Here is a 23704-nt window from a genome sequence, read left to right as displayed (position 1 = left end):
CCCTTTTTGCTGCGGCGCCATAAAGTCGCCGATCTTGACGGAACGTTGTATGTGTCCCTGCGTCCACAGGCATTCGTCGTGTTTTTGCGCCCCTGGAACAGATGACGCTGTCACCTATTTAAGCACTCGCTGGATGGGGCTGATGATCGGCTCGGTCATCACATCTAGGAGTTAATAAGAAACAATGCGTAACATTCTTCTCGCTGCTGTCGCCGTTTCCGCAATCGCCGCTCCGGCCTTTGCTCAAACCAATCCTGAGCCGCGTGGTTACGGCTCGCTGGGCTACACTCATCTTGAAGGCGACAATGCAACGACGGGCGCTGTCACCGGTCGTCTTGGCGTCAACCTCAACCGTTACATCGCTGTGGAAACCGAAGCCTCGGTCGGCGTGAAGCATGACGACTTCACCGTCGCGGGCGTCGATGGCGAGATCAAACACGAGTGGGACGCCGCCGGCTACGTGGTCGGCAAGGTGCCGGTCTCTGACAAGCTGGAACTGTTCGCACGCGGCGGCTACGGCCACACCGAGTTGAAGCAGAAGTTCCCGGGCGCCAACACCGACGTGGGCGGCGACAGCTGGAACTACGGCGCCGGCGCCAACTACTACCTGGACGGCGTCAACGGCGTGCGCGCCGACTGGACCCGTCGCGACTACCGCGACAACGGTGGTGAAGCCGACGCCTATTCGGTCAGCTACATCCGTCGCTTCTGATCTGATCGATCAGTCCTAACGACGAAGGCGCGCTCCGCAGGGAGCGCGCCTTTTTCGTTCAGGACAGTGAAATCAGCCGAAGTCGCCGGCCAAGGCCCAACGCTGCGAGCCTTCGCCGAACGGGCGAACGAACCAGTCGCGATAGTATTCAAAGGTCTCGATGATCTTTTGTCGAAGATCGGGCGGGTTGACCGCCTCGCCGCGCTGGCGCTTCATCGCCGCCACGCAATCGACCACCATGTTCTGATGCGCCGAGCCACCCATGCTCTTCAACACGGTGGCGATATCATGAGCCAAGCTTTCCAGGACCTGCTTGGGCGTCTTGTGAGCCATCTGGGACATCCCCTGTTCTCGACAGGAGAATGCGTGACAAAAAGTCGTGAAAGATTCAAGCGTGGCCGGGCGAGAATCATCATGGATGCGAATTAACCTGACATAACGCGGGTCGCGCGGTTTGGTTCTCTCAAGGGAGAAAACCATGACGAATTTCGATCCGGCGGCCGCGACAGCCCAGTGGCTGGCGACCTTGTCGCCCCAGGAAACGGCACGCGCCATCGCCTATACCCACGGTTCGCACTGGTTGATCCTATGGAGCTTCCTGGTCTCGGCCCTGGTCGCCTGGATCATCGTGCGCACCGGCCTGCTGGTCGCGATCCGCAGCCGGATCGAACGTCGCCGTCGTCGGCCGACCTTGGCCAGTTTCGCCGTCGCCCTGGTCTATTCGGGCATGAGCTGGGCGCTGACCCTGCCGTGGGCGATCTATCAGGGCTGGTGGCGCGAGAAACAGTATGGACTGACCAGCCAGGCCTTAGGCGGCTGGCTGGGCGAGGCCGTGATCGGCGCGGCCATCTCGGTCGTGGCGACCTCGCTGCTGCTCGTGGCGATCTATGCGCTGATCCGGCGTGCGCGCCGGTTCTGGTGGGCCTGGGCGGCCGGCGTGACAGCGGCCTTCATCGTCATCGGCCTGGTGCTCGCGCCCCTGGTGATCGAACCGATCTTCAACACCTATACGCCCGCGCCGAACGGGCCGGTGCGCGACGCCGTGGTGACCCTGGCCAAACAGACCGGCACGCCGTCGGACAAGATCTTCATCTACGACGGCTCCAAACAGTCCGACCGCTATACCGCCAATGTCTCGGGCCTGTTCGGCACGGCGCGGGTGGCGATGAGCGACACCATGTTCAAACAGGGCGCGGATCTGGCCGAGGTGCGCGGCGTGGTCGGCCATGAGATGGGCCACTATGTCCGGGCGCACATTCTCTGGACCGTCGGCATTCTGGTCCTGTTGTCGGTGCTGGCCTTCTGGCTGACCGATCGGCTGTATCCGGTGGCGCATCGTCTGCTGAGGGCGGATCGCGTGGGCGACATCTCCGACCCTGCGGGCCTGCCGGTCCTGGCCTTGGTGCTGGCCTTCCTGGGCGTGCTGGGCACCCCCGTCTTCGCCACCATGACCCGCACGATGGAGGAGGACGCCGATCACTTCTCGCTGGTTCACGCCAATGAACCGGACGGTCTGTCCAAGGCCCTGATCAAGACCGCCGAATACCGCGCCCCGTCGCCGTCGGCGATCGAGGAGTTCCTGTTCTACGATCACCCCAGCGTGGAGAACCGCATCCGCCGCGCCATGGAATGGAAGGCGACGCATCCCGCCCAAGCCTCGGCAGAGCAACCGACGCGCCCGTAAGGCATTGAAGGCTTCGCCATTCCAAGCGGAGCCTTAGCCCCATGATCGACCTCTATCGCGGCCTCGGCCTGGGCGTTCCGGCCCTGATGGACATCGCGCCCCTGATCGCGCGGGTCGTGGTCGGGGGAATGTTCTTCCTGTCCGGCTTCTACAAGCTGTTCACCCCGGCCCAGGCCGAGAAGATGAGCAAGACGATGGTCGAGGCCGGCATCGCCGCGCCGCGCCAGACCGCGAAGTTCGTGTCCGTGTGCGAGTTCGCCTTCGGCGCCCTGCTGATCATGGGTCTGTTCACCAGCCTGGCGGCCCTGGTGCTGCTGATCATCAGCCTGGTCGCCCTGGTGACCGTGGCGTCAAAGTCGGTGGAGGGGACCAGCCTCGGCTATCGCCTCTCCAGCTATTTCGACCTGCCCGAGACCCTGCTGATGGTCATCCTGGTCTGGCTGATCGCCAATGGACCGGGGCTGTGGAGCCTGGACTTCGTCCTGTTCCTGCCCCGGCTTTGAGACTTCAGGCGGCGCGCTTCCTGACGAAGACCGTCCCGGCCGAATAGCCGGCGCCGAAGCTGCAGATCAGTCCCGTATCGCCCGCCTCGAACCCGTCGTTGTGCAGGTGGAAGGCGATGATCGACCCCGCCGAGGAGGTGTTGGCGTATTCGTCCAGGATGATGACGTTCTCATCGGCCGAGGGCTCACGACCCAGCACCTTCTTGCCGATCATCGTGTTCATGTTGATGTTGGCCTGGTGCAGCCACAGCCGCTTCAGATCGTGCGGATCCAGGCCCAGTTCGCCGGCGTGATCCACGATCATGTCCGACACCATCGGCACCACGTCGCGGAAGACCTTGCGGCCCTGCTGGATGAACAGCTTGTCGTTCTGGACGCTGTCGTCGGCCTCGGGGCTGTCCAGATGCGCGGTGTCGCGCGCGTTGCGGTTCAGGAAGCCGAAGTTGTTGCGGATGTTGTTGGAGAAGGTCGTCTTCAGACGCGTGCCCAGCACGTCCCAGCCGCCCGGTCCCGCCGTGTCTGACGACTCCACGATCACCGCGGTGGCCACGTCGCCGAAGATGAAATGGCTGTCGCGATCGGTGAAGTTCAGGTGGGCCGAACAGACCTCTGGATTGACCATCAGCACCGCCTTGACCGAGCCGCCGGCGATGAAGTCCGCCGCCGTCTTGATGCCGAAGGTCGCCGAGCTGCACGCCACATTCATGTCGAAGGCGAAGCCCTCGATGCCCAGGGCCTGCTGGACCTCGATCGCCATGGCCGGATAGGCGCGCTGCATGTTCGACGCGGCGCACAGGACGGCGCCGATTTCCGAAACCGGCTTGCCCCACGCCTCGATCGCCTGACGCGCCGCCTTGACCGCCATCTCGGCCAGGATCGAGATTTCGTCATTGGAGCGTTCGGCCAGGTTCGGCGCCATCCGCTCGGGGTCGATGATCCCGGCCTTGTCCAGCACGAACCGGCTCTTGATGCCCGACGCCTTCTCGATGAACTCGGGCGAGGAGTGCGACTTGGCCTCCAGCTCGCCGGCCTCGATCTGGGCGGCGTGGCGGGCGTTCCAGCCGTCGGCCCAGGCGTTGTAGCTGTCGACCAGTTCGGCGTTCGAGACCGACTGTTCGGGGGTGAAGAGGCCGGTGGCGGCGATCACTGCATTCGACACTTTTTTGTTCCTATCGCTCGACGCGCGGCGTCTCGCTGCTTGAGGAGTGTGTTCCTATCGCTCGGCCCGCGGGACCTTGCTGCTTGAGGACAGTCCGTTTCCTATCAGAACGCGTCAATAGGACGGCGGCGGCTTGCGGTCGAGACTGGCGATGATGCCGGCGGCCCAGCGCTGCACCTGGCCGCGCGGCACCTTGGGCGTCGGCTGGTCGCGCGCGGCGATCAGCCGGTCCACCAGATCCTCGGCCTCGCAGGGCCAGCCCTCGGGCGTTACATACAGGGGATAGGCAATCAGGGCGGCGTGGACCAGGTGATCGACGCCGGCGCGGCGGCGGCGGCGCTCGAACGTCAGCCGGTCGTCGGTCAGTCCCCATCCGGCATAGAAGGGCCGGCCATAGACCGACACCGCCTTGCCCCGCATCAGGGCCTCAAACCCGGTCAGGGAGGTCAGGGTCGCCACCCGGCGACAGGCGTTCAGACAGTCGATGATATCCAGCCCGTCGCCCACAGCATCGACCGAGGCCATGGCCCCGGCGTCCAGCCGCCCGGGCCGGTTGCCCGCCAGCACGTCGGGGTGATTGCGATAGACCAGAAAGGCGTCCGGATGATCGCGCCGCGCCGCCTCTACCAGGGCCGAGTTGGTGTTCAGATCCGGCGCACAGCCCAGCAGGATCGACTTGTCGTTCTCGACCTGACCGACCACCAGCAGGATGTCGCGATCGGCGGGCCAGTCCGTCGGCGCCTGACCCCTCAGATTGTATTTCGACAGGCCGGCATCGACCACGCGCGTCCGCAGGGCGGCGGCCCGCGCTAGCTGAACCGGCGATAGGTCCGAGGTTTCGATCAGGGTTTCCAGCCGCGAAGGCCGCGACGGATCGTAATAGACGCCCTGATCGTCCAGGGCGACCGACAGGGCACCGACGAAGTCGGAACCCAGGCCGCGCGAACGGATGAAGCCGTCCTCCATCCGCACGGTCGGGCCGTCAAATGCAGCCGCCGCCTGACGCGTCGCCTCGCTCTCCTTGCCCGCCCACCAGATCAGCCGCCCATCGCTCGCCTTGGCGTGGGCGGCGGCGCGCGAGGGCGACATGAAATAGCGCATCGACGCCCTGGGCGAGTTCAGCAGTCGGCGCACCGGCGGACGCTTTGCCGGCGCAAACCCCACCGCCGACCACGAGCCCGCCAGTCGGTCGGCCCGGTCGCGCAGGGCGATCAACCGCTCCAGCGCCTGTTCGGCCTCGCACCTGTCGCCCGTCACCGGATCGACATAGCGGCTGTAGGCGATCAGGGCGGCGGCGGCGACCTGTTCGATCGATCGCGCGACGCCGCGCCGCCCCGTCTGGACCGCATCGGTCGTCAGGCCCCAGCCAGAATAGAAGGGCGCACCGAAACACCGCACGGATAAGCCGCGCAACAGGGCCTCGAACCCCAGGGCCGAGGTGACGCAATAGACCGCATCCACCGCCGCCAGCAGGTCGGCCGGCCGCACGTCCGTATCGACCAGGGTCACGCCGGTCAGGTCCGTCACGCAGCCGCGCTTCCGGCCCGCCGCCACCGCCGGATGGCGTTTGACGATCAACTGGGCGTCCGGTTCGTCGCGCCGGGCGGCGGCGATCATGTCGTCAAAGCTCTGAGCCGTGGCGAGCCCACAGGCGATGGAGGCGTCGCCAAACGTCTGGTCCACGATCAGCACGCGCCGACCGGGCTTCAGCAGGCCCGGATCCAGCGGCCCGCCCATGTTGGTCTTGGACACGCCCGACGCCACGATCCGATCGATCAATCCGCGCGCCCGCGCGATCATGGCCGCGTCGCACCAATCGTCGGCCGTCTGGATCAGATGCTCCAGCCGGCTGGGCCGCGTCGCATCATAATAGACACCCAGATCATCGACGATCAGGCTGAGGCTCGTCGCGCCCGCCTCGCCGATGCCGATCGAACGCAAAAACCCGTCCTCCAGCGCCACATAGAGCCGCCCGTTCTTCTCGGCCCACCGTCGCCCCGCCGCCGCTGTCGTCTTCATCCCCCAGCCCAGCACCGCCTGCACGTCCTCGCCTGGCAGGCGACGCAGGTCGTAGTCGGCCAGAAACACGTCGAGGAAAGGCACCTTCAGCACGCCGGGCGCGCAGACCCAAGCCGGGATTTTCAAAGGCGTGTCAGAGGGTAGGGGCAAGACGGGTCCGCTGAGGTTCGACGCGAGCTTTACGGCGGTTGCATCGACGCGACTAGGCCCCATCCACCCGCGCCAGCAAGGCCTTCGCCTGCTCCAGATGGAGCCGCTCGACCATCGCCCCGTTCACGCGGATCGCGCCCCGCCCCTCGGCGTCTGGCGCGTCGAAGGCGGCGACGATCGCTCGCGCATCGGCGATCTCGGCTTCGGACGGCGAGAAGGCGGCGTTGGCGGCCGCGATCTGCGACGGGTGGATCAGGCTCTTGCCGTCGAACCCGTACAATCGCCCCTGCAATGCCTCGGCCGCCAGGCCTTCCGCATTGTCGATCCGGTTGAACACCCCGTCGATGGCCAGCAAGCCATTGGCCCGCGCGGCGGCGACCAGCATCGCCAGCCACGGCTTGAACGGCTCGCGATCCGGCGACGCCCCCGTCCCCAACGCCTTGGCCAGGTCGTTGACCCCCAGCATCAGCCCGTCCAGCGCCCCGCCTGCGCTCGCGATATCGGCCAGCGCCATGAGGGCGCGCGGCGTCTCGATCATGGCCCACAGGGCGCAACCCTTGGCCAGGCCGGCGGACAGGGCGTGCACGGCCTCGGGCGTCTCCACCTTCGGCGCGACGACCAGCGCGGCTCCCGCCGCCTTCATCGCCGTCAGGTCGTCCAGCCCCCAGTCGGTGTCCAGCCCATTGATCCGCACGCCCAGGCGCGGCCCGAACCCGCCGCCGCGAACCGCCGCGACGGCGGCGTCGCGGGCGTCAGCCTTCGCCTCGGGCGCCACGGCGTCTTCCAGGTCCAGCACGGCGACATCGCAATCCAGCGTCCGCGCCTTCTCGATCGCCCGCGCATTGGAGGCCGGCAGATAAAGCACGCTGCGGACCCGGTCGCTGCGCATCAGACGCGGCCAGTCACGGGCACCAGGGCTCCGGTCATGGCCCGGCTCTCGGGCGAGGCCAGAAACAGGATCACCGCCGCCAGATCGGCCGGCGCGACCCAGGTCGCCGGGTCGGCGTCGGGCATGTCCTGACGGTTCGTCGGCGTGTCGATGATCGACGGCAGGACGGCGTTGACCGTCACCTTTGTCGCCTTCAACTCCTCGGCCAGCGCCTGGGTCAGGGCGTGGACCCCGGCCTTGGCCGCACCATAGGCCCCCATGCCGGCCCCGGCTTTCAGCGCGGCGGCCGAGCCGACGTTTACGATCCGACCCTCGGGCGAGGCCTTCAGCGCATCCAGCGCCGCGCGGCTGGCGTTCACGGCGGTCGTGACGTTCAGCGCGTGCATCCGGTCCCACGCAGGTTCCGCATCGTCGGTCGTCTGCCAGACGAAACCGCCGGCGATGTTCAACAGGGCGTCCAGCCGCCCGAACCGGGCGATCACGGCGTCTACGGCCTTCTGCGCCTGGCCGGCGTCCGTCAGATCGACCCCGCCGACCTCCAGCACGCCTTCAGGGACGGCATGGCCAGAGGCATGGTCGATCACCGCGACCTGCCAATCGGCTTTCAGCGCCGCCTCCAGCACCGCCCGGCCCAGGACGCCGTGTCCGCCCGTGATTGCCACTGTCCGCTGCATCATCCGATCCTCCATGTCGCCGGGGACCATAGAGCCGGCTGCGGCCAGATCAACCGGCCCGATCAAGCGTCGGCGAACACCTTCGCCATCAACCGCTCCAGCGCCTCCTGATCGTCCGTATCGAAGGCGGCCGGCGTCGTCGCATCCACGTCGAACACCGCGATCAGAGCGCCGGATGCGTCGCGCACGGGCACCACGATCTCGCTGGCCGAACGGCTGTCGCAGGCGATGTGGCCGGGGAAGGCGTGCACGTCCTCGACCAACTGCGTCTGGCCGGTCGCTGCGGCCGCGCCGCACACCCCGCGCCCGAACGCGATGCGCAGGCACCCCAGCGTCCCCTGATACGGCCCGACCACCAGTTCGTCCGCCTTGTCCGGCGCCACGACATAGAAGCCGGTCCAGAAATAGTGCTCGAACGCATCGGCCAGCATCGACGCCACCGTCGCCATTCGCGCCGTCACATTCGGCTCGCCGTCCAGCACGGCCAGGACTTCCGCCTCGACCTCCAGATAGCGCGCCGCCTTGTCGGCGGGACGATCGTTGCGGGCGACATAGGCCATGGGAAAACTCCGGAGCGGGACAGGCTGGCGATATAGGCGAGCGGCCGGCCGAAGGGGAGGGGCGCCGTCATTCGCCGCCGTCTCGCCGGGAACGGTTCCGTGCGCCCCCGTGTTGGCGCTGGGAGACAACGATGGAGGCTCGCGTGACATCAACTCCTTCACGATCGCTCAGCCTGATCGCCGCCCTGATGCTGTCGGCCGCTGCGGCGGCCTGTGGTCAGGACGCCGGCGCGCCTGGGCCAGCTGACACGACGCAGACCCCCGCGCCGACCTCTTCAGAGCCGACAGCACCGCCTGCGGAACCGGCGAAGACCGGCGCCGGCTCCGCCACCTCGTCGTCAGAACCCACTACGCCAGCGGCGTCACGCAAGTCCTGTTATCTCTCTGTCGACGGCAAGGTTCTGCTCGATGAGCCGTGCCTCGTCTATCCGTTCGGCGACGGCGGCTACACCATGAACGCGTGGTCCGAGGGCAAGCCCAAGAACTCCCATTTCGCCGTCGTCGTCCTGATGGCCGACGGCTCGGCCGACGCCACCTGGAACGCCGACCCCGACGACGACAAGGCCGGCGACCGCCTTGGAACGGTCCGCCTAGAGGGCGACTGCTGGATCAACGACCGCGCGCGCATCTGCGTGCGGTAATCACACGCCACGCCACCTGCCAAAGGCGACCCAGGCGCCTCAAGCTTGAGCGCAAGAGATTGGTTTATCCCAAACAATCCTGCTGGGACGAAACGTCTCAAGGCGAAAATGTGGTTGACGGCAACGCGAAACACCTTCGATTTGTGCGTCGGAGTTGCGTCGCGGGGGCGCAGTAGAGTCGTCGGCCGCAGGCCGCAGGGGGTAAATCTTGGGTTTCAGTTTCAAGGGCGGGCTTCTGGCCGCAGCGGCCGGCGTCGCGATCATGGTGGGCACGACGGCTGTGGCGCAGACCACTCCGGCTCCCACGGCGCCGACCGGCGGCTTCTACATGGCCAACGGCACGCGCACGACGAACTATCAGACGGCCATCGCGTCCTGGCGCGCGGACAGCCAGTTCTCCGTCGATTACTCAAAGGGCTTCCTGGGCTTGGAACACGCTTACGCCATGGGCCTGAGCGGACGTGGACAGACCGTCGGGGTCAATGACGCCGGCGTCTACATGGCCCACCCGCTGTTCGGATCGGCCGGCAAGGTGATGGGCCTGCGCAGCCAGGCGGTCGCCGGCTATGGCAACGACGGCATGATCAATCCGCGTCGCCAGTGGGAAGGTCACGGCACCCACGTGTCCGGCACCATCGCCGGCGATCGCGTGACGGGCCAGCCGATGTTCGGCAACGCCTTCAACGCCAAGCTGTACGCCGCCACCGCCAACTTCTCGGCTGGCGACTTCCTTTGGTACAAGGACGCGATCATCGACGGAAAGATCGTCGCCACCCAGAACCAGAACATCGTCGATCTGGCCAATACCGGCCAGGTGCGCATCATCAACAACAGCTGGGGCAGCGGCAATTCGCTGCCGTTTAACGCCTCGCTGCCCACCGTGCTGGCGTCGTTCAACCGCAACTATGGCGACTTCTACAAGCCGGTGCTCGACAAGGACGTCCTGGTCGTCTTCTCGGCCGGCAACGGCTTTGGCGTGCACGCCGGGATCGACGCCGCTGCGCCGCTGAACGATCCGCGTTTGCGCTCCAACTGGCTGTCGGTCGCCAACTATTCCAGCTTCACCGCCGCCGACCCCTCGACCAGCTTCTGCGGTCAGACGGCGACCTGGTGCGTCGCCGGACCGGGTTCGGCCGTCGTCTCGTCGGTGCCCGCTTATACGATGGACCGGGCGGGCATCCTGGCCCTCTATCCGCGTGCCAACTACGCCGGTCTGTACTCGGCGACCACAGTCACCGCTCTGCAAAACGCGTCGGTGAACCAGTTCATCGGCGTTTTGAACGCCTACCTGAACGCCCGCGCCGTGGGCGGACCATCGTACGACGAGGATGCATGGCGCCGCGAAGTCGGACGTCAGGCTGCTGCGATCACCCTGGTTTCGGGGGCGCGGCTGGGTGATCCGGACGGCTTCACCTCCGTTCTGGCAGGGCTCCTGACCTCGACCAACAATATGGCGCTACTGACGCCGGCGTTCTCGGGCGCGGTTTTGCAGTACGCCAACGATGAGCTTCAGCGCGTGCTGAACCAGTATATCAAATACACGGGCGGCGGTTATGCGGCCTACACCGGCACGTCGATGGCGGCGCCGAACATCTCGGGCTTCGCGGCCCTGCTGATGGAAAACTTCCCCGAATATTCGACGGCGCTGATCTCGGACATTCTGGTGTCCAGCTCCAAGGATCTGGACACGCCGGGCGTCGATCTGCGCTCGGGCTGGGGCGCGCCTCAGATGGACGTGGCCCTGCGCGGACCGACGGCATTGCGCGACACCCGCGACGTCACCGTCGCAGTGGGCACGGTCGATATCTGGAGCAACAACATCGGCGATGCGCGCGACCGCTATTCGGCCGAGGTCAAGGCCAACTTCGGCAATGACATCGGCGGTCTGGTCAAGAAGGGCGGCGGCCAGCTGATCCTGACGGGCGCCAACGACTACAGCGGCCCGACCCGCGTCGAGGGCGGCCTTCTGACCGTCAACGGCAGCCTGCTGCGATCCAGCGCCACCGTCGGCGGCGTTGGCATGATCGGCGGCACGGGCAGTCTGGCGAACCTGACGGCGGAAAGCGGCGGCGTGGTGTCGCCCGGCGACGGCGTTAATCCGTTCGGAACCCTGACGGTCGCCGGCAACCTGAACTTCAAGTCAGGCTCCTTCCTGTGGATTCGCTCCAGCGTGAACGGCGCGGCCTATTCTCGCCTGAACGTGGGCGGCACGACCAAGATCGACGGCGGCCAGGTCATCCTGAAGGCCGACAACGGTGAATGGAATCTGCGCACGCGGATGAACATCATCAACTCGACCGGCCCGGTGACGGGCACGTTCAGCGGCGCCCAGAGCGATCTGGCCTTCTTGGCCCCGGTGCTGACCTATTCGACCAACGGCGTTGTCCTGACGGTGCGGCGCAACGACGTGACCGTGGCTTCGCTAGGCCGGACGGACAATCAACAGTCGGTCGGCGGCGCGCTGGACGTCATGATCAACAACACCGCGACCGGGACCAACCGCGATCTGTCGCTCGAAAACGCCCTGTTGGACGCCAGCGTGCCTGCGGTTCAGGGCGCGCTCAGCGGCCTGACGGGCGAGGTCCACGCCACCCTGGGCGGCTTGGCCGTTTCGGACACCCGCGTCATCCGCGACGCCATGTCCGAGCGCGGACGCAGTCAGGGCGGCGCGGCCACCTACGTCGGCAACGGCGTGTCGGTCTGGGGCAGCGGCGTCTTCGGCAACGGCCAGGGCTCGGCGCATGACGGCCTCGCAGGCTTCCGCAACGAAGCCTCCGGCTATCTGGTCGGGGCTGAAAAGGCGTTGGCGAACGACGTCCATGTCGGCGTGGCGCTGGGCGAAACCCGCTCGGAACTGCGCTCGCCGCGTCTGCGCTCGACCGGCCGGGTCACCAGCGAACAGATCGGCGTCTATGGCGGCGCCGGCGTCGGCGACTTCCAGATCCGCGTCGGCGGATCCTGGGCCAGCGCCGATGTTCGCACGGATCGTACGGCGCAGCTGAACGCCTTCACCAACGCCCTGGTCGGCGACTATGACGGCGACGTCTGGCAGGCCTATGGCGAGGTGGCGTGGAGCCGCGCCGTCGGCGGCACGATGTTCGAGCCCTACGCCGCCTACAGCCACGTCGAATACGACGCCGATGTCGTTGAGACGGGCGGCGACGCCGCTCTGTCGGGCAATGTGAAGCAAAAGGCCGATCTGCTGACCGCCGGCTTCCGCACCCGCACCGTGCTGGCGGGCGGCGAGGGGCATGCGCGTCTGTCGGCGGTGACCCACCTGGCCTACACTCACGACCTGAACGGTGACGGCCCGGTCTTCGACGCCGCCTTCGCCGACGGTCCGCGCTTCCTGATCGATGGAGCCAATCCTGGTGACGACGTGATCTCGGGCGGCCTGGGCTTCAACATACAGGCCACCGAACGCACCGCGATCGAGCTGGGTTACACCGGCCTCTACAAGGACGAGTATCGCGACAACCGCATCTATGGTCGGTTCAGCGTCAAGTTCTGATCTGACGGTAGGATAAGACGGCGGCGGCCCCGATCGACGATCGGGGCCGTTGTTGTTTGCGCCTAGTTCGTCTGGGCGGACAGGGCGTCGTTGTCCTGGGTGAACGGTCGATCCCGCTCGGCCGTTCGGTTTTCGATCCAGACGCCCCTGCGCCCCGTCACCCGCTCGACCGCCTCCACCGCAGCGCGAATGAAGACGGCCGGGCTTTCCACTTCATTGGAGCGTCGAACGGGTATCGTCGGATCGCCCTCCAGCAGGGTCGAGGCGTAGACGTTCAACTGATGTCCCCGGCGCCGCCCATCGCGATAGGGAAACAGGCACAGGGTGTAGCGTTGCTCGATCCGCGCCTGCACTCGACGAACCGCCTCCGCGCGCCAGCTCGCGCCCGTGCACACCACCGTCCGCGGCGCGCTCAGCCACCCGGCCGGCGCGCGTGTCGCCGGCGCTTGCAGACCAAAGGCGCTCTGCGCTGTCGGATCGACGAGAGTGAAGCGACCGGGTGAGCGCGGCGCATCGGCCACGCTCAGCTGACGATAGGTCACTTGCATCGGCAGGCGATCGAGATGGCGCTGTAGGGCTTGCGCGATTTCACGACCGCTGCGCGACGTCTGGAAATCCACGATCGCATAGGCTTGATCGATGCTGTGCCGATCGGCGCGCGCGGACTGAGCCGAAGCGCCGGACGCCTGACCCAGCGCAACCAGCGTCACAAGCGCTACAGACCGTCGAGAGATCGCCATAGGCCATGACGTTCACGACCGACCGATCTGTCAAGGCGCGCCGGATATGGGTTTGGTAGGCCCGGAGGGCGTAGGCTTCCAGGCCGCATCAACGACTTAGGCTGTCAAACCCATGACTCAGAGAGCCTGACACCGCTGGATGATAGCGCATTGTGTCAAACCTAAAGGGCAGGGGAGAAGCCTCTCGATCGCATGCTTCTGGCAAGCAGCATCATCTAGGAAAGCGGGCGGGAGGCTAAATCGACCAAGCTCGCATAGCGCAACTGATCACCCCCCGTTGTCCGACGGAAATCTATGCTGGCTTGGGCTCGTTTGGATCAGCAGGCTCTGGCTCTTCTGCATCCGTGACGAGGATTTTGTACCGTTGATCGTAACGATCACTCATGAGCGCCCGCACGACCAGCTGAGGAATACGGAACTTCCACGCTACGTCGTAGACGGTGATCTCTTCAGCCACGAGTTTCGCACGATACTCGTCGCGCAAAGGCTTGGGCGCGAGTAGCAGCAAGGCCATCCACTCCGCATCATACTCAGAATTGAGCATCGCCGACTGATCTGACGGCGGCGGCGGGGCATCTAGTTCGTCCATAAGGGTGAAGAACTTGTGCCGTTCGTTCACCGCCTCTTCGTCACTATCAAAGAGGTGCATCATCTCCTTGCAGGACACGAAGCGCACCCAACAGGTGTTTAATCCTTTGAAGATGCGGACATCGGCGCGCAGATCGGCATCATCATGCCGGTCCTCACGAAAATCTCTGACGATGACGTGGCCTGGAGAAAGGTCGCGATCTATGGAGACGGCGTACACTTCGATCTCGGTCGCAATACCTGCGTCGATGATCCACTTCTTGATCGCCTCAACCTCAACCGGTGGGTGTCCCGGTTTCGAGGCGGCGGCAAGGCCTTCAGCAAATTTGTATAGGTGCAGAAATGACATGGGCTAGCCAGCAAAGGGGATCGCTGACTAGCCCAGATTGTAGATTCGCGTCAAATGTCCTGCTTAGCAGGGCACGTAAGCATCCAAATCACCGACACGAGTCGCCGCACCTTGGCGCACTTGCGCGTTGGCGCGTTCCAGCTGGTCAGCAAGGTCCGCACCGCTCACAGCGCGATTGTGACCAAGGAAAAACTTCACGTTCGCGACTCGACCGCCGTTGTCCGGGAACAATGCAGTCCCAACGCGTTCGATTTGCGGGTTCATCAACATACCTCCTATCGCCGCCTCACCATTGAGTCGGCGGAAGCCAGAGCACGTCATCTGAACTACCTCCGGTCACAAAGGTTGCCCCGTCGGAGACGGGGATACCGCGGCAAAATGCCGTCATGAGCCTGAAGATGGGATTAATGCGCTGCCTACCAGCGGCGATATACACACTGACTCGCACAAGCGCAACTTGTGGCCGAATGACATTTTGTCCACGCGACCGTGAAGTATCGTCAACGCTAGTTCGCACACATTGCCGAAACGTTCATCGCAGCGAGCGTCGCAGTCACCCTCGCGCATTCAAAGGATGCGGCATACCACGCGAAATCAGGAAACCGAACGCAGAGCAAACCGCTCGTAGAAATGGCCCCCAAATGCGGACCCATTGCTGATGCCGAAAGCCAACAAGACGACAGATCAAAAACAAGAAAACGCAACGGGATGAGACTTTACAGAAGCTTGGCCTGCGGAGCAGCCGGAGCAAGCTCGACACCCTTGGCGATGAGAAGCTCGGCCGCGCCAGGCGCATTCCCGCCCTGGATCGAATAGACCGTCTTAACGGTCTCGACGTCGGCCCAGGCGAACATCTCGCGGATCTCCGGCCGGTCGTTGATCGACAGCAGGAAACGCCCCTCGATCGTCCGCAGCTTGTCGGCCATGCGCTGAAAATCGTCGCGCGAGAACATGCCGGCGCCGTAGTCGCCCTCACCGCCCCAATACGGCGGGTCCAGATAAAACAGGCTGCCGGCGCGATCGTAGCGGCTGATGAAGGCCAGCCAGTCCAGGTTCTCGATTACGACCCCGGCCATCCGGTCATGCAGCTGGCGCAGGCGCGGCTCGATCTTTGTCAGGTCGAAGTTGTGGGGGCTGGTCGGACTGACGCCATAGGACCGCCCGGCGACCTTGCCCCCGAAGCCCAGCGTCTGAAGGTAGAGGAACCGGGCCGCCCTCTCGATGTCCAGCAGGTCGCCATCGGGCGTCTCGCGGATCCGCTCGAACTCCGCCCGCGCCGCCGGCCGCCACGCCAGTTCGCGGATCAGGGCGTCGGGGAAGCGCTGGGCGACGCGGAACAGGGTCACGACGTCGCCGCTTAGGTCGTTGATCACTTCGACGGACGGGCGAACCCGCCGGCGCAGGAACACGCCGCCCATGCCGATAAACGGCTCGCAATAGGCGTCATGGGGCGTGGCGGCCAGCACGCCGCAGATCCGCCGGGCCAGGTGGCGCTTGCCGCCGAGCCACGCCGTCGGCGGTTCGCACGGCGCGACAGGGCGCTGATCAACGATGAGAACATTACGAGAACAATTCATTTGCGGAGTCGCCTTTTGCACGAGTAGGAGTCCCCGGCTCGCGTGAGCGGGGGCGGCGATCAGCCGGACGGCCGATCGGTCCTGGTCGTGCGGGGTAAGGCCCGCAGATCGACGCGCTGCAACGCGCCGATCCCGCCCCGGACGGGGGCGAAATGAAGGAGGAGGAAGGGGATGCCGATCGACAAACCGGGTTCGTCACGACCGATGCCGCTGTCAGAGCTGATGCGGCTGGAGTCCGAGCTGGCCGCGCGCGTCGTGCGCAATCCACCGCCTCATCCCAGCCTGCCGGCGACGCCGGGGCCGGGGTCGAATGTCGCCTATGTGTCGAAGGAAGAGAACGACCGCCTGGTCAGCGCCGCTCTGGCGCTGGGCATGGGTCAGTTCGCCAAGATGACGGCGGACGAAACCCATAGGCTCGCAGCGCGCCTCTCGCGCCGATGAGCCGTGGGCTACAAGAAGCCGGAGAACCGAGGCCTCGGCCATCACCTCAGCGTGGCCCCGCACATGACGGTGTCGCAGCTGCGCCGCGACCATTGGACGATCTCGACCCGGTGCCCGCGATGTCATCTGGATTGCTGGGTGGACCTGTCGGTCGTCATTCGTCTGTCAGGGCCACAGGTGAAGCTCTGGAACCGCTGGGCGCGCTGTCGGCGCTACGGATGCCCCGGCCGAATGGTCTTTCTGTTCACGCCCCCCGGCGAGCCGAAGGGCGTCTTCTGGCCCATGCACGATCCGCCCGAGGCGCGCGTGAAGGCGACGATCAGCGACGATCCGGAGCTGTGACGCCGTGCTGAACCCTTATCGCGACGACACGACGCCCGACGACATCCGACGCGGCGATCAGTGCGCCTTGGTCTGCCAGTGCGGCAGCAGCGTCATCCCCGCGTGGGCGAAGCTGCCCCAGGCGCAGCGCTTCACGCCCCTGCGCGACATGCGCGCGAAGATGGTCTGCAAGCGATGCGGCAATCGGCGGCCGCAGATCGTCATTCGAGGACACCATGGCAGCGGGGGCCAGCTGACGGAGCTGTGGCGATGGCCGCCGGCGAACCGGACCTGACGCTGGACGAGATCGACGCCCTGATCGACGCGTCTCCGTCATCTAGGATTCTGATCGTCGCGCACTGGACGTGGTTCATGGTGCAGGCGGCGGGCCGCGATCTGAAGACCCGCAACAACGGCGGGCTGAACTATCGGGGCCTTGATGTCTGGATCAGCAGTCGGACGCGGATCGGTACCGAGGCTGAGGCAGACTTTCTCGCGGAGTGTTGACGCGACGGGCGCTTCACAGCTTGGGAGAGTAAAGCGGCCCGCCGCACGGGGTGGCGCGTATAGCCGGGCCGCCACCCTCTCAGGCCGGCTCCAGAGCTTCAACCAGAACGTGGTCACAGCGTTCCAAATGTCCGCAATAGGACAGAACAAGCTTAGCGAGTACTATAAGCTCTTCGCTGAACTGACGGGAAAATGTGTCGGTGACGACGACGGGCTGGCGAGATCTTCGTGCACGACCTCTTGGCCATAACACTCAAGCGATTGGAAGGTGTCTCTGACGACGACCGAGATGTCCTCGCCGCATTGATCGGGGAGACCCGAGCAGTCTCTGCAGGGCGGGTTCTCGTCGAGGAAGGTAGCTGCCCGCAAGTAAGCATGCTTCTGCTGGGCGGATTAGTGGGTCGCGTCTCCATCCTCAACGAGGGCGGTCGGCAGATTAGCGAACTGAATGTCCCTGGCGATTTCGTGGACCTGCACAGCCTGCTGCTGAAAAAGATGGACCACAGCCTGGTGGCACTTACCGATGCGGTCATCGCGACCATATCGCACGTCAGTTTAAAGCTCCTGTGCGAGGCTAGGCCTCGACTAATGCGCGCCCTGTGGGGAGAAACCGTGGTCGATGGTGCGATTAATCGTGAATGGCTTCTGGCGCTGGGGAGAATGTCGGCTACGGAACGTTTGGCCCATCTGTTCTGTGAGCTTTACGTCCGCCTTGAGGCGGTGGGCCTGGCCGCCGACTACCGTTTTGATCTGAGGCTGACGCAGTCCGATGCCGCAGACATGGTCGGCATCACGCCGGTCCACGTTAACCGGTCTTTGAAGACGCTTCGCGAGCAAAGTTTGCTGGAGTGGAGAGGCGGCTCAGCTATCATCCACGACTGGAGCAAACTTGCGCGATTGGCGCAGTTTGACCCCACCTACCTGCAGCCGCGACTTATCTCCTCGGATCAGAACCCGTCATAGCGAAAGGCCGCCGCCCTCGAAAGGACGGCGGCAGTGTTCGCGCAACACCTAGATCCGACTTCGCGATCGGTCCGACTCCACAATCGCATAACGCCGTGTCAGGTTCCGACTGCACGAGGACGCTCATGAACTTCTCGAACGATCAACCAAGCGGGCTGCGGGTAAAAGGGGATTTCTTTTACGAGGTCCGTGATCGGGCACGCGACGCCCGTATTGATCGATTGCAAGCGCGACATTTAGATGCCGTGTCTAAGGGAAAGGACTACACCAACTTCGTTATCGCTGCAGGCTACGCAGCCTTTTTCGGTCTATGGGCGGGTGTCGCAAGCGACATCGGCGTCAGGCCTAGATGCGCAGCAGCCGCGCTAATGGGCGTCAGCCTGATGATGTTCATAGGATGGGAAATCCTATCGATGTATCAGCGCGGTAAGGCCGCGAAAGCGTTCAACGACCTTTGCTTCGACGTTCTTCCTCGCGATGAATTCGAACAGAAATGGGATGCCGCGATAGCGACGGAACATCGCATATCAAACTGGTACATTCGCGCATGGACGTGGGTCCTTTGGCCGACGGTGGCAACCGGACTTAGTGGTGCTGCAATCCTAGCAGGGGCCGCAGCCGCAAAGGGCTTCGGCCTGTAGTTTGTCAATCCGGACGGGTCGGAGCCCGTCAACCCACGCGTCTGTTGCCCACCTTCAGCACTCGTCGATCAGCCTCTGTTCGGCTGTCAGCGTTTTGACGGCGAGGGCACGGCGGCGCCGAAGCTTGTCGGCCCACTTTTCCAACGCTAAGCTTCTGTTTCAACGGGATTTCATTCGCAGTGCCGATCAGAGCCGCCACATCATCAATGCAGAGGCTGCTCGCTTGGTCGTTAAAGCTGAAGCTTTCGATGGCTGTGCGGTGCCTTGTCGCCGTCAGCCTCGTGCTGATCGTTGCCGTCGCGCGCGAGGCATTCGGTCCAGACTTTCTGCCGTTTCTGTTCTTCATTCCCGTGGTGCTGGGCATAGCGCTCGTTTTGGGCGCAGGCCCCGGATTGCTAGCCGCCTTTGCCTCAGCGGGTGCGAGCTTGGCGTCCTACATATTCGCCTATGGCCATCCGACTTACGAACGTATCGGTTCGACCACGCTGTACACCGTCGTGCTGGCTGGCCTGGTCGTCTTCGCTGCGACCCTGCGATCGATGTTTGAGCAGCTGCACGAGAAGTCCGAAGTCGGTGAACTCGTGAACACAGAGCTGGCGCACCGGCTGAAGAATCAGCTCGCGGTCGTGCAATCGATCGTCACTCAATCTTTGCGGAGCGAGAACGTGGACCCCAAGGTCCGCTCGTCTGTCTCCCAGCGATTGATCGCCCTCGGCGCCGCGTCGAACATCTTGACCCAGACGTCCTGGTCCGGCGGCGACATGCAGACACTCTGCCATGATGTGCTGCGTCATAAAGCAGACGCCTGCAGACTTCGGATGAAGGGCGAAGCCGCCGAACTGGATGCGCGGATCGTCCTTCCCATGGCCCTGGCGCTCCATGAACTTGCGACGAACGCCGCCAAATATGGCGCCTTGTCTAATGCTTCGGGTGTCATCCATTTGGATTGGATGATCGCGCAATCTGACAAGGGCGATCGCTTCAGAATGATCTGGAGGGAAGAGGGAGGGCCGCCAGTCGTTCCTCCATCGAGGGAGGGGTTCGGAACGAAGCTCGTCCAAAGTTCGTTAGCGAGCTACTGCAGCGGCGACGTGACCGTGCGCTACCCTGAACATGGTATGGTTTTTGAACTGGACGCTCCGGCTTCGGTCACTCTGAGAGACTACGTTTAATGCTGCAATCGCGACCCTACGGCGATCGATCGATCCTGATCGTCGAGGATGAGTATATTCTGCGTATGGATCTCGTCGCCTTCTTTAGCGATGAGGGGTTTCGCGTGCTCGAGGCCTCGTCGGCAGAAGATGCGATCGAGCTGCTGGCCAACGATCCTGGTGTCCGGGTGGTGCTTACGGACATCAATCTTCGTGGCGAAATGAACGGCTTGGAGTTGGCTAAGATCGTCCGACACCGGCATCCACCGACGACCATCTTTGTGATGTCGAGCCAACAAGCCCCTCTCGCCACTGAACTTGCCTCCGGCGCCCAGTTCCTGGCCAAGCCGGTGAACAATCTTCGTATGCTGAAACAGATCGAGCCGGAAACGCCGAACTGAAGCGCCTTGGGTTCGACGGCCAAAACCGAAAGCCGCCACTCCCGAGGATAGCGTCCCCAGATCGCGCAACACGTGAAAACCCGTTTTCGCAAACGGTCTCAAGCCCAAAATCGCGTAACGCAGTTTCAGGGTCCGAGCGGCCATGTGGTGATCGCGTTTCTTGAACATTCCACTCTTACCAAATATTATGGTGACACCGCTGGACAGATGGGTTCATCCTCATCCTATGAAGTTCCTGGCCGCCGTTTTGATCAGTGCAGACAGCTTGCTGAAGCTACTGACGCGCCGCGAGCGCCTCCTCTAGTCCGGCCTGAAGCGGCCAAGCCATGGCAGCCGACTTTCTCTCAAGAGCGTCAGCCATTCATCGATCAGCAGCCGCTCCGCAATCAGCGTTTCGACGGCGAGAGCGCGGGCGGCGTCGCAGCTGACCACCTGGGCGCCGCGCTGCATATAGGTCGCGTCGAGATCGGCGGCCGTCGGATGATCCGGCAGCACAGCCAGCGCGCAGGGCTGGGTCGCCGCATCAGGGAGCGCCAGGCGTGGCGGGGCAACCGGCCGGGGCGATGTCGCACAGGCGGCGGTCATGATCGCGAAGACGAGCGGCGCGATCGGCCGCGAGAGGATTGGTCGCATCAGGGGCGCTCCGGGCTTGGGTGATGGATTCGGCAGTGGCGGCTTCGACGCGCACGCGGATGTCGCCATAGGCTTCCGTGCGTCGGACCTGCTCGGCGTTGCCTTGGGCTTCCAGAACGCGCGCCGAGGCGTCGCTTTCCGCCCGATCGGCCCGCGCCTCGGCTCGATCCAGACGCGCCTCGGCCGACCACGGCAGCCAGGCCCAGAGATTGTTCCAGCCCCAGGCAATCAGGGCGATGGCCATCAGCAGGGCGATGCCGGCGATCAGCCAGCCGAGCGGCGTGAGGGTGCGGCTCATGCCTCATTCACCGTCACAGGCACGCCGGCGGCGGTGAGGCGGATCACCTGAACCGCCGGCAGCGCGACGCCGGCGGGCCAGCGCATGCCACCCTTGGCCAGCCGATCCTTGGCGATGCGAGTGATCGAGACGGCATTGCCCTGATTGCCGCCCAGGACGTGGAAGTGGGTGGCGTCCTCGCCGATGTAGAAGCCGACGTGCCCGCCGCCCGTGCGCGTGAAGACCAAGATGCAGCCGAGGCGAGGCCCGATCAGCTCACGGCCCCAAGTGGCCCAGGATGAGGCGCGGACAGCGATCGGCGGTGACGCCAGCCCGGCGATCATCATGCACATGGCGACGAAGGTGCCGCACCAGGCAGTCTCGTCATCGACGACCTTGATGCCCAGCACCTTAGCGCCGAGCTTCTGGATCCAGCCCATGATGATTGGGCTGTGTTTGTGTCCAACGATTTCACGCACGCCGATTTGCTGGCGGGCGAACGCCAGCCAAGCAGGCTCTTTCGAGGCCATGGTCAGTCTCCGGATTTTGGGGTTAGCTGGCCGCCATGAGGGGCGACCGAAATCGTGAACCGAGGCGGCTGTTCATTGCCGCCTTCGTCATCGTGCTGGTCGCCAACGTCGTGGTGGCGGTGTGGGGTCTCGTTCGCGCCGTCTGGCGCTGAGGCGTTCAAGTTTCTTTGCGGCAGAGGTCGAACCGGGGGCACTGATGGATGTTGGGTTGCGATGCCATTCGCCGCCCGCGCCTTGAGAGCCGAAGCCCGCCGTTATCGAGAGTTGAAACGCGCCATCAACTGCCTGCGCACGCTCGCCTTGCTGGATGAGATGGCAGGCGATTTAGAGACCAAGGCAACGGCGATTGAAGCTTTGAGGTTCATCACGCCTGACGATCAATGACGTTGGCTTGCGCGCGTCAGATGTGAGAGGTAGCGTCAAAGTGGAGCCTGACGGCTCGAGCCGGTCTCGACCGTATCGAGTCCGTCGGAAAGCCTGCTTTCAAACCGGCTTCGTGCAAAGGCGCCGCTGTGAAAGGCAAGAAAGCTATGCGGCAGCGACGGATAGCATTTTTGTAGGCATGCACCCCCGTCCCATCCATAGGCTCAATTCAAAGGCCGAGAGCCGCCTTTACCTCCAAAGGAGTGGGGTTCTCAGCAGCGATACGCTCCTCCATCCCGACGATCGGAGACATAGGCATCAACTTAGGCGGCTCGAAAGGACGGCCGCTAAGGTGATAGATTAGCGCTTTCGTGAGACTAACGATATTGATCCAGCGATGGGCAAGCCCGTAGAGCGGCATCAGCTTTCCCGTCGGAATCTGTACGGGACCCTTGTGACGCGAAGTTTGCCTCGCCGAGAAGTCGAATATAACCGAAAGACCTTCGGCTTTGGCGCCTAAGTTGTACATCCGTATTTCATCAACGAGCCTAGCAAGGGCTGCGTACGCGGGCGTCTGGCGATACCTTCCAGATTCTGCATCATAGGCCATAAATAGGCTAGATGTGAGCGCATCTTGAATGACCGACGTATTCAGCGGACCGCCTAAAGCGTGGATCATGATCGAGCTGAAGGATTGCCAAGCTTCAGCGTCAATAGTGAATTTGTCCTCAAATCGGTCGTTAACAGTTATCGGCCACTCTTCCATGTGACGTTTGAGCCTGTTGCTGTACTCGGTAGGTTTCCCATCCCGCTTGGACAGCAGCCGGGCAAGTACCGTAAGAAGTTCGTTCTGCAGTGCTTGACTGTAGGCCGCCTCATCGGCGGTCTGACCAGAGAAGGCCAAGGGGCTCAAGACGTCGTGAACGTCCCGAAAGCTGGAGAAGACATGGATCCAGTTGCCGGTCGGCTTGGCGTCGCCAGTCTTGACCGCCAATCCGGTTTCGGCGTTTCGCCCGACTTCGGTCAGGAAATCGCTAATGAAGATTGCATCGTTGGCGGACCTGCTGGGATAATTTCGGATAGCGCTTCGCTCCGCGTCAGCCAACTCCAAGGTCTCCAGGTGATGGCCCAGCGCTTTGCGGTCCTCGCGCATCTGCCAAACTTCGGCGCGCACGAGAGTAATGATCTTGATCAGGCCCGCGCGATGGCGTGCATACGCGGCCCGGTATTCCTGCTGAGTGATGCTGATGCGCTTAGGTTCATCGTACCAGCCGCCCACGCGCGCGCCGATCAAAAGGACGAAATAATCCGCGAGCTCAATATTTGCGAGACAGGCTTCGTAGCTATGGCGGTCAAGGTCGCCACCAAAATCGTTGAATTCCGACGCCAGTACGCGGCAACCTCTAGCTTCAAGTGTGTATTTGATGGCTCCCCGCAAATCCTTAAAATCGTAGATGGTCGAGGAAAGGAAAAAGGTCGGCCGTGTCGTCATCTGAAATCTGTGGTCCGCAGTTTCGCCCCGGGCCAGACCATAACGCCTAAGCAATCTTGGGCGAGAGTGAGAACTAAAATCTGGACGTAGAAACTCGTAGATCGGTTCTGACCAAGTCTGCACCACCACAATCAGACTAGCGGTCGCGTCTTAAGCGAAGATCGCTGTTTCGTTCGTCAGCTTAGCCCCAGATGCGGCTGCAGCCCATGTTCGCTGTCCAACCGCCTC

The 23704-nt window shown here is 63.9% G+C and carries 28 protein-coding genes; 13 read left to right on the top strand and 15 right to left on the bottom strand.

The features are described from left to right. Window positions 1-184 precede the first annotated feature (184 nt). Window positions 185-712 carry a porin family protein gene (locus tag E4341_RS13430; protein WP_039244441.1) on the top strand — a complete coding sequence of 176 codons (528 nt, stop codon included), beginning with the start codon at window positions 185-187 and terminating at the stop codon, window positions 710-712. Window positions 713-784: 72 nt separating this feature from the next. Here the strand turns inward: E4341_RS13430 and E4341_RS13425 are convergent, their stop codons facing one another. Continuing rightward, window positions 785-1054 carry a hypothetical protein gene (locus E4341_RS13425; RefSeq protein WP_017504786.1) on the bottom strand — a complete coding sequence of 90 codons (270 nt, stop codon included), beginning with the start codon at window positions 1052-1054 and terminating at the stop codon, window positions 785-787. A 136-nt stretch (window positions 1055-1190) separates the two neighbouring features. Between E4341_RS13425 and E4341_RS13420 the strand changes: the two genes are divergently transcribed. Both E4341_RS13420 and E4341_RS13415 read left to right on the top strand, forming a co-directional pair. Next, window positions 1191-2396: a M48 family metallopeptidase gene (locus E4341_RS13420; RefSeq protein WP_165117945.1), complete on the top strand. Its 1206-nt coding sequence runs from the start codon at window positions 1191-1193 to the stop codon at window positions 2394-2396. 41 nt (window positions 2397-2437) lie between these two features. Next, complete coding sequence (locus E4341_RS13415; RefSeq protein WP_165117943.1) at window positions 2438-2899, top strand: DoxX family protein; 462 nt, start codon at window positions 2438-2440, stop codon at window positions 2897-2899. Between the two features lie 4 nt (window positions 2900-2903). Here E4341_RS13415 and E4341_RS13410 read toward each other — a convergent pair whose 3' ends face one another. The 5 genes from E4341_RS13410 to E4341_RS13390 form a co-directional block, all read right to left on the bottom strand. Continuing rightward, entirely contained in the window at window positions 2904-4058 is a 1155-nt protein-coding gene (locus tag E4341_RS13410; RefSeq protein ID WP_112863678.1) for a beta-ketoacyl-ACP synthase III, read from the bottom strand. A 114-nt stretch (window positions 4059-4172) separates the two neighbouring features. Further along, window positions 4173-6203 carry a capsular polysaccharide biosynthesis protein gene (locus tag E4341_RS13405; RefSeq protein ID WP_240893568.1) on the bottom strand — a complete coding sequence of 677 codons (2031 nt, stop codon included), beginning with the start codon at window positions 6201-6203 and terminating at the stop codon, window positions 4173-4175. A 76-nt stretch (window positions 6204-6279) separates the two neighbouring features. Next, window positions 6280-7116: a CoA ester lyase gene (locus E4341_RS13400; RefSeq protein WP_165117941.1), complete on the bottom strand. Its 837-nt coding sequence runs from the start codon at window positions 7114-7116 to the stop codon at window positions 6280-6282. Continuing rightward, window positions 7116-7793 carry an SDR family NAD(P)-dependent oxidoreductase gene (locus tag E4341_RS13395; RefSeq protein ID WP_165118789.1) on the bottom strand — a complete coding sequence of 226 codons (678 nt, stop codon included), beginning with the start codon at window positions 7791-7793 and terminating at the stop codon, window positions 7116-7118. Before E4341_RS13395 ends, E4341_RS13400 begins: the two co-directional genes overlap by 1 nt. A gap of 59 nt (window positions 7794-7852) precedes the next feature. After that, window positions 7853-8350, bottom strand: a complete 498-nt coding sequence (locus E4341_RS13390) for a GAF domain-containing protein (RefSeq protein WP_055753342.1) — start codon at window positions 8348-8350, stop codon at window positions 7853-7855. Between the two features lie 143 nt (window positions 8351-8493). On the opposite strand from E4341_RS13390, the gene E4341_RS13385 reads away from it, so the two are divergent. Together E4341_RS13385 and E4341_RS13380 are read left to right on the top strand one after the other, a co-directional pair. Continuing rightward, complete coding sequence (locus E4341_RS13385; RefSeq protein WP_165117939.1) at window positions 8494-8991, top strand: hypothetical protein; 498 nt, start codon at window positions 8494-8496, stop codon at window positions 8989-8991. Window positions 8992-9199: 208 nt separating this feature from the next. After that, on the top strand, window positions 9200-12502 hold the full coding sequence (locus tag E4341_RS13380; protein ID WP_165117937.1) for a S8 family serine peptidase: 3303 nt from the start codon (window positions 9200-9202) through the stop codon (window positions 12500-12502). 62 nt (window positions 12503-12564) lie between these two features. Here the strand turns inward: E4341_RS13380 and E4341_RS13375 are convergent, their stop codons facing one another. The 4 genes from E4341_RS13375 to E4341_RS13360 all read right to left on the bottom strand — a co-directional run bounded on the left by E4341_RS13375 (window position 12565) and on the right by E4341_RS13360 (window position 15756). Beyond that, window positions 12565-13212: a hypothetical protein gene (locus tag E4341_RS13375; protein WP_165117935.1), complete on the bottom strand. Its 648-nt coding sequence runs from the start codon at window positions 13210-13212 to the stop codon at window positions 12565-12567. A gap of 322 nt (window positions 13213-13534) precedes the next feature. Then, window positions 13535-14179 (bottom strand): hypothetical protein, encoded by a 645-nt coding sequence (locus E4341_RS13370; RefSeq protein WP_165117933.1) that lies wholly within the window; start codon window positions 14177-14179, stop codon window positions 13535-13537. A gap of 63 nt (window positions 14180-14242) precedes the next feature. Next, a complete protein-coding gene (locus E4341_RS13365; RefSeq protein WP_165117931.1) occupies window positions 14243-14443 on the bottom strand; it encodes a hypothetical protein in 201 nt (66 codons plus the stop codon). Between the two features lie 452 nt (window positions 14444-14895). Continuing rightward, on the bottom strand, window positions 14896-15756 hold the full coding sequence (locus tag E4341_RS13360; RefSeq protein ID WP_165117929.1) for a DNA adenine methylase: 861 nt from the start codon (window positions 15754-15756) through the stop codon (window positions 14896-14898). Window positions 15757-15927: 171 nt separating this feature from the next. Between E4341_RS13360 and E4341_RS13355 the strand changes: the two genes are divergently transcribed. Then, entirely contained in the window at window positions 15928-16197 is a 270-nt protein-coding gene (locus E4341_RS13355; protein ID WP_165117927.1) for a hypothetical protein, read from the top strand. Between the two features lie 3 nt (window positions 16198-16200). Beyond that, a complete protein-coding gene (locus E4341_RS13350) occupies window positions 16201-16539 on the top strand; it encodes a hypothetical protein (protein WP_112863687.1) in 339 nt (112 codons plus the stop codon). 57 nt (window positions 16540-16596) lie between these two features. Here E4341_RS13350 and E4341_RS13345 read toward each other — a convergent pair whose 3' ends face one another. Then, window positions 16597-16743 carry a hypothetical protein gene (locus tag E4341_RS13345; protein WP_165117925.1) on the bottom strand — a complete coding sequence of 49 codons (147 nt, stop codon included), beginning with the start codon at window positions 16741-16743 and terminating at the stop codon, window positions 16597-16599. Between the two features lie 45 nt (window positions 16744-16788). Here E4341_RS13345 and E4341_RS13340 point away from each other — a divergent pair, with 45 nt between their 5' ends. The 5 genes from E4341_RS13340 to E4341_RS13320 all read left to right on the top strand — a co-directional run bounded on the left by E4341_RS13340 (window position 16789) and on the right by E4341_RS13320 (window position 20181). Continuing rightward, entirely contained in the window at window positions 16789-17025 is a 237-nt protein-coding gene (locus E4341_RS13340) for a hypothetical protein (protein ID WP_165117923.1), read from the top strand. 228 nt (window positions 17026-17253) lie between these two features. Beyond that, complete coding sequence (locus E4341_RS13335; RefSeq protein ID WP_240893567.1) at window positions 17254-17988, top strand: Crp/Fnr family transcriptional regulator; 735 nt, start codon at window positions 17254-17256, stop codon at window positions 17986-17988. Window positions 17989-18113: 125 nt separating this feature from the next. Further along, window positions 18114-18629: a hypothetical protein gene (locus tag E4341_RS13330; protein WP_165117921.1), complete on the top strand. Its 516-nt coding sequence runs from the start codon at window positions 18114-18116 to the stop codon at window positions 18627-18629. A gap of 248 nt (window positions 18630-18877) precedes the next feature. After that, entirely contained in the window at window positions 18878-19801 is a 924-nt protein-coding gene (locus E4341_RS13325; protein ID WP_205751303.1) for a sensor histidine kinase, read from the top strand. Further along, entirely contained in the window at window positions 19801-20181 is a 381-nt protein-coding gene (locus E4341_RS13320; protein ID WP_165117917.1) for a response regulator, read from the top strand. The genes E4341_RS13325 and E4341_RS13320 overlap by 1 nt, the downstream gene beginning before the upstream one ends. A 300-nt stretch (window positions 20182-20481) precedes the next feature. Here the strand turns inward: E4341_RS13320 and E4341_RS13315 are convergent, their stop codons facing one another. Genes E4341_RS13315 through E4341_RS13305 form a run of 3 tightly spaced genes read right to left on the bottom strand, consistent with a single transcriptional unit; the run spans window position 20482 to window position 21621 of the window. Continuing rightward, on the bottom strand, window positions 20482-20676 hold the full coding sequence (locus E4341_RS13315; protein WP_165117915.1) for a hypothetical protein: 195 nt from the start codon (window positions 20674-20676) through the stop codon (window positions 20482-20484). Window positions 20677-20704: 28 nt separating this feature from the next. Beyond that, a complete protein-coding gene (locus E4341_RS13310; protein ID WP_165117913.1) occupies window positions 20705-21112 on the bottom strand; it encodes a hypothetical protein in 408 nt (135 codons plus the stop codon). After that, window positions 21109-21621, bottom strand: a complete 513-nt coding sequence (locus tag E4341_RS13305; protein ID WP_165117911.1) for a TIGR02594 family protein — start codon at window positions 21619-21621, stop codon at window positions 21109-21111. The genes E4341_RS13310 and E4341_RS13305 overlap by 4 nt, the downstream gene beginning before the upstream one ends. A 213-nt stretch (window positions 21622-21834) precedes the next feature. Here E4341_RS13305 and E4341_RS13300 point away from each other — a divergent pair, with 213 nt between their 5' ends. Next, window positions 21835-22005 carry a hypothetical protein gene (locus E4341_RS13300; protein ID WP_165117909.1) on the top strand — a complete coding sequence of 57 codons (171 nt, stop codon included), beginning with the start codon at window positions 21835-21837 and terminating at the stop codon, window positions 22003-22005. Window positions 22006-22213: 208 nt separating this feature from the next. Here the strand turns inward: E4341_RS13300 and E4341_RS13295 are convergent, their stop codons facing one another. Continuing rightward, entirely contained in the window at window positions 22214-23476 is a 1263-nt protein-coding gene (locus tag E4341_RS13295) for a DUF4062 domain-containing protein (RefSeq protein ID WP_165117907.1), read from the bottom strand. Window positions 23477-23704 lie beyond the last annotated feature (228 nt).

Source organism: Brevundimonas sp. 'scallop', assembly GCF_011045535.1.
GTDB classification, from domain to species: Bacteria; Pseudomonadota; Alphaproteobacteria; order Caulobacterales; family Caulobacteraceae; genus Brevundimonas; species Brevundimonas vesicularis.
Note: the sequence above shows the minus strand (reverse complement) of the source record. Positions and strands in the feature narration are given on the sequence as shown.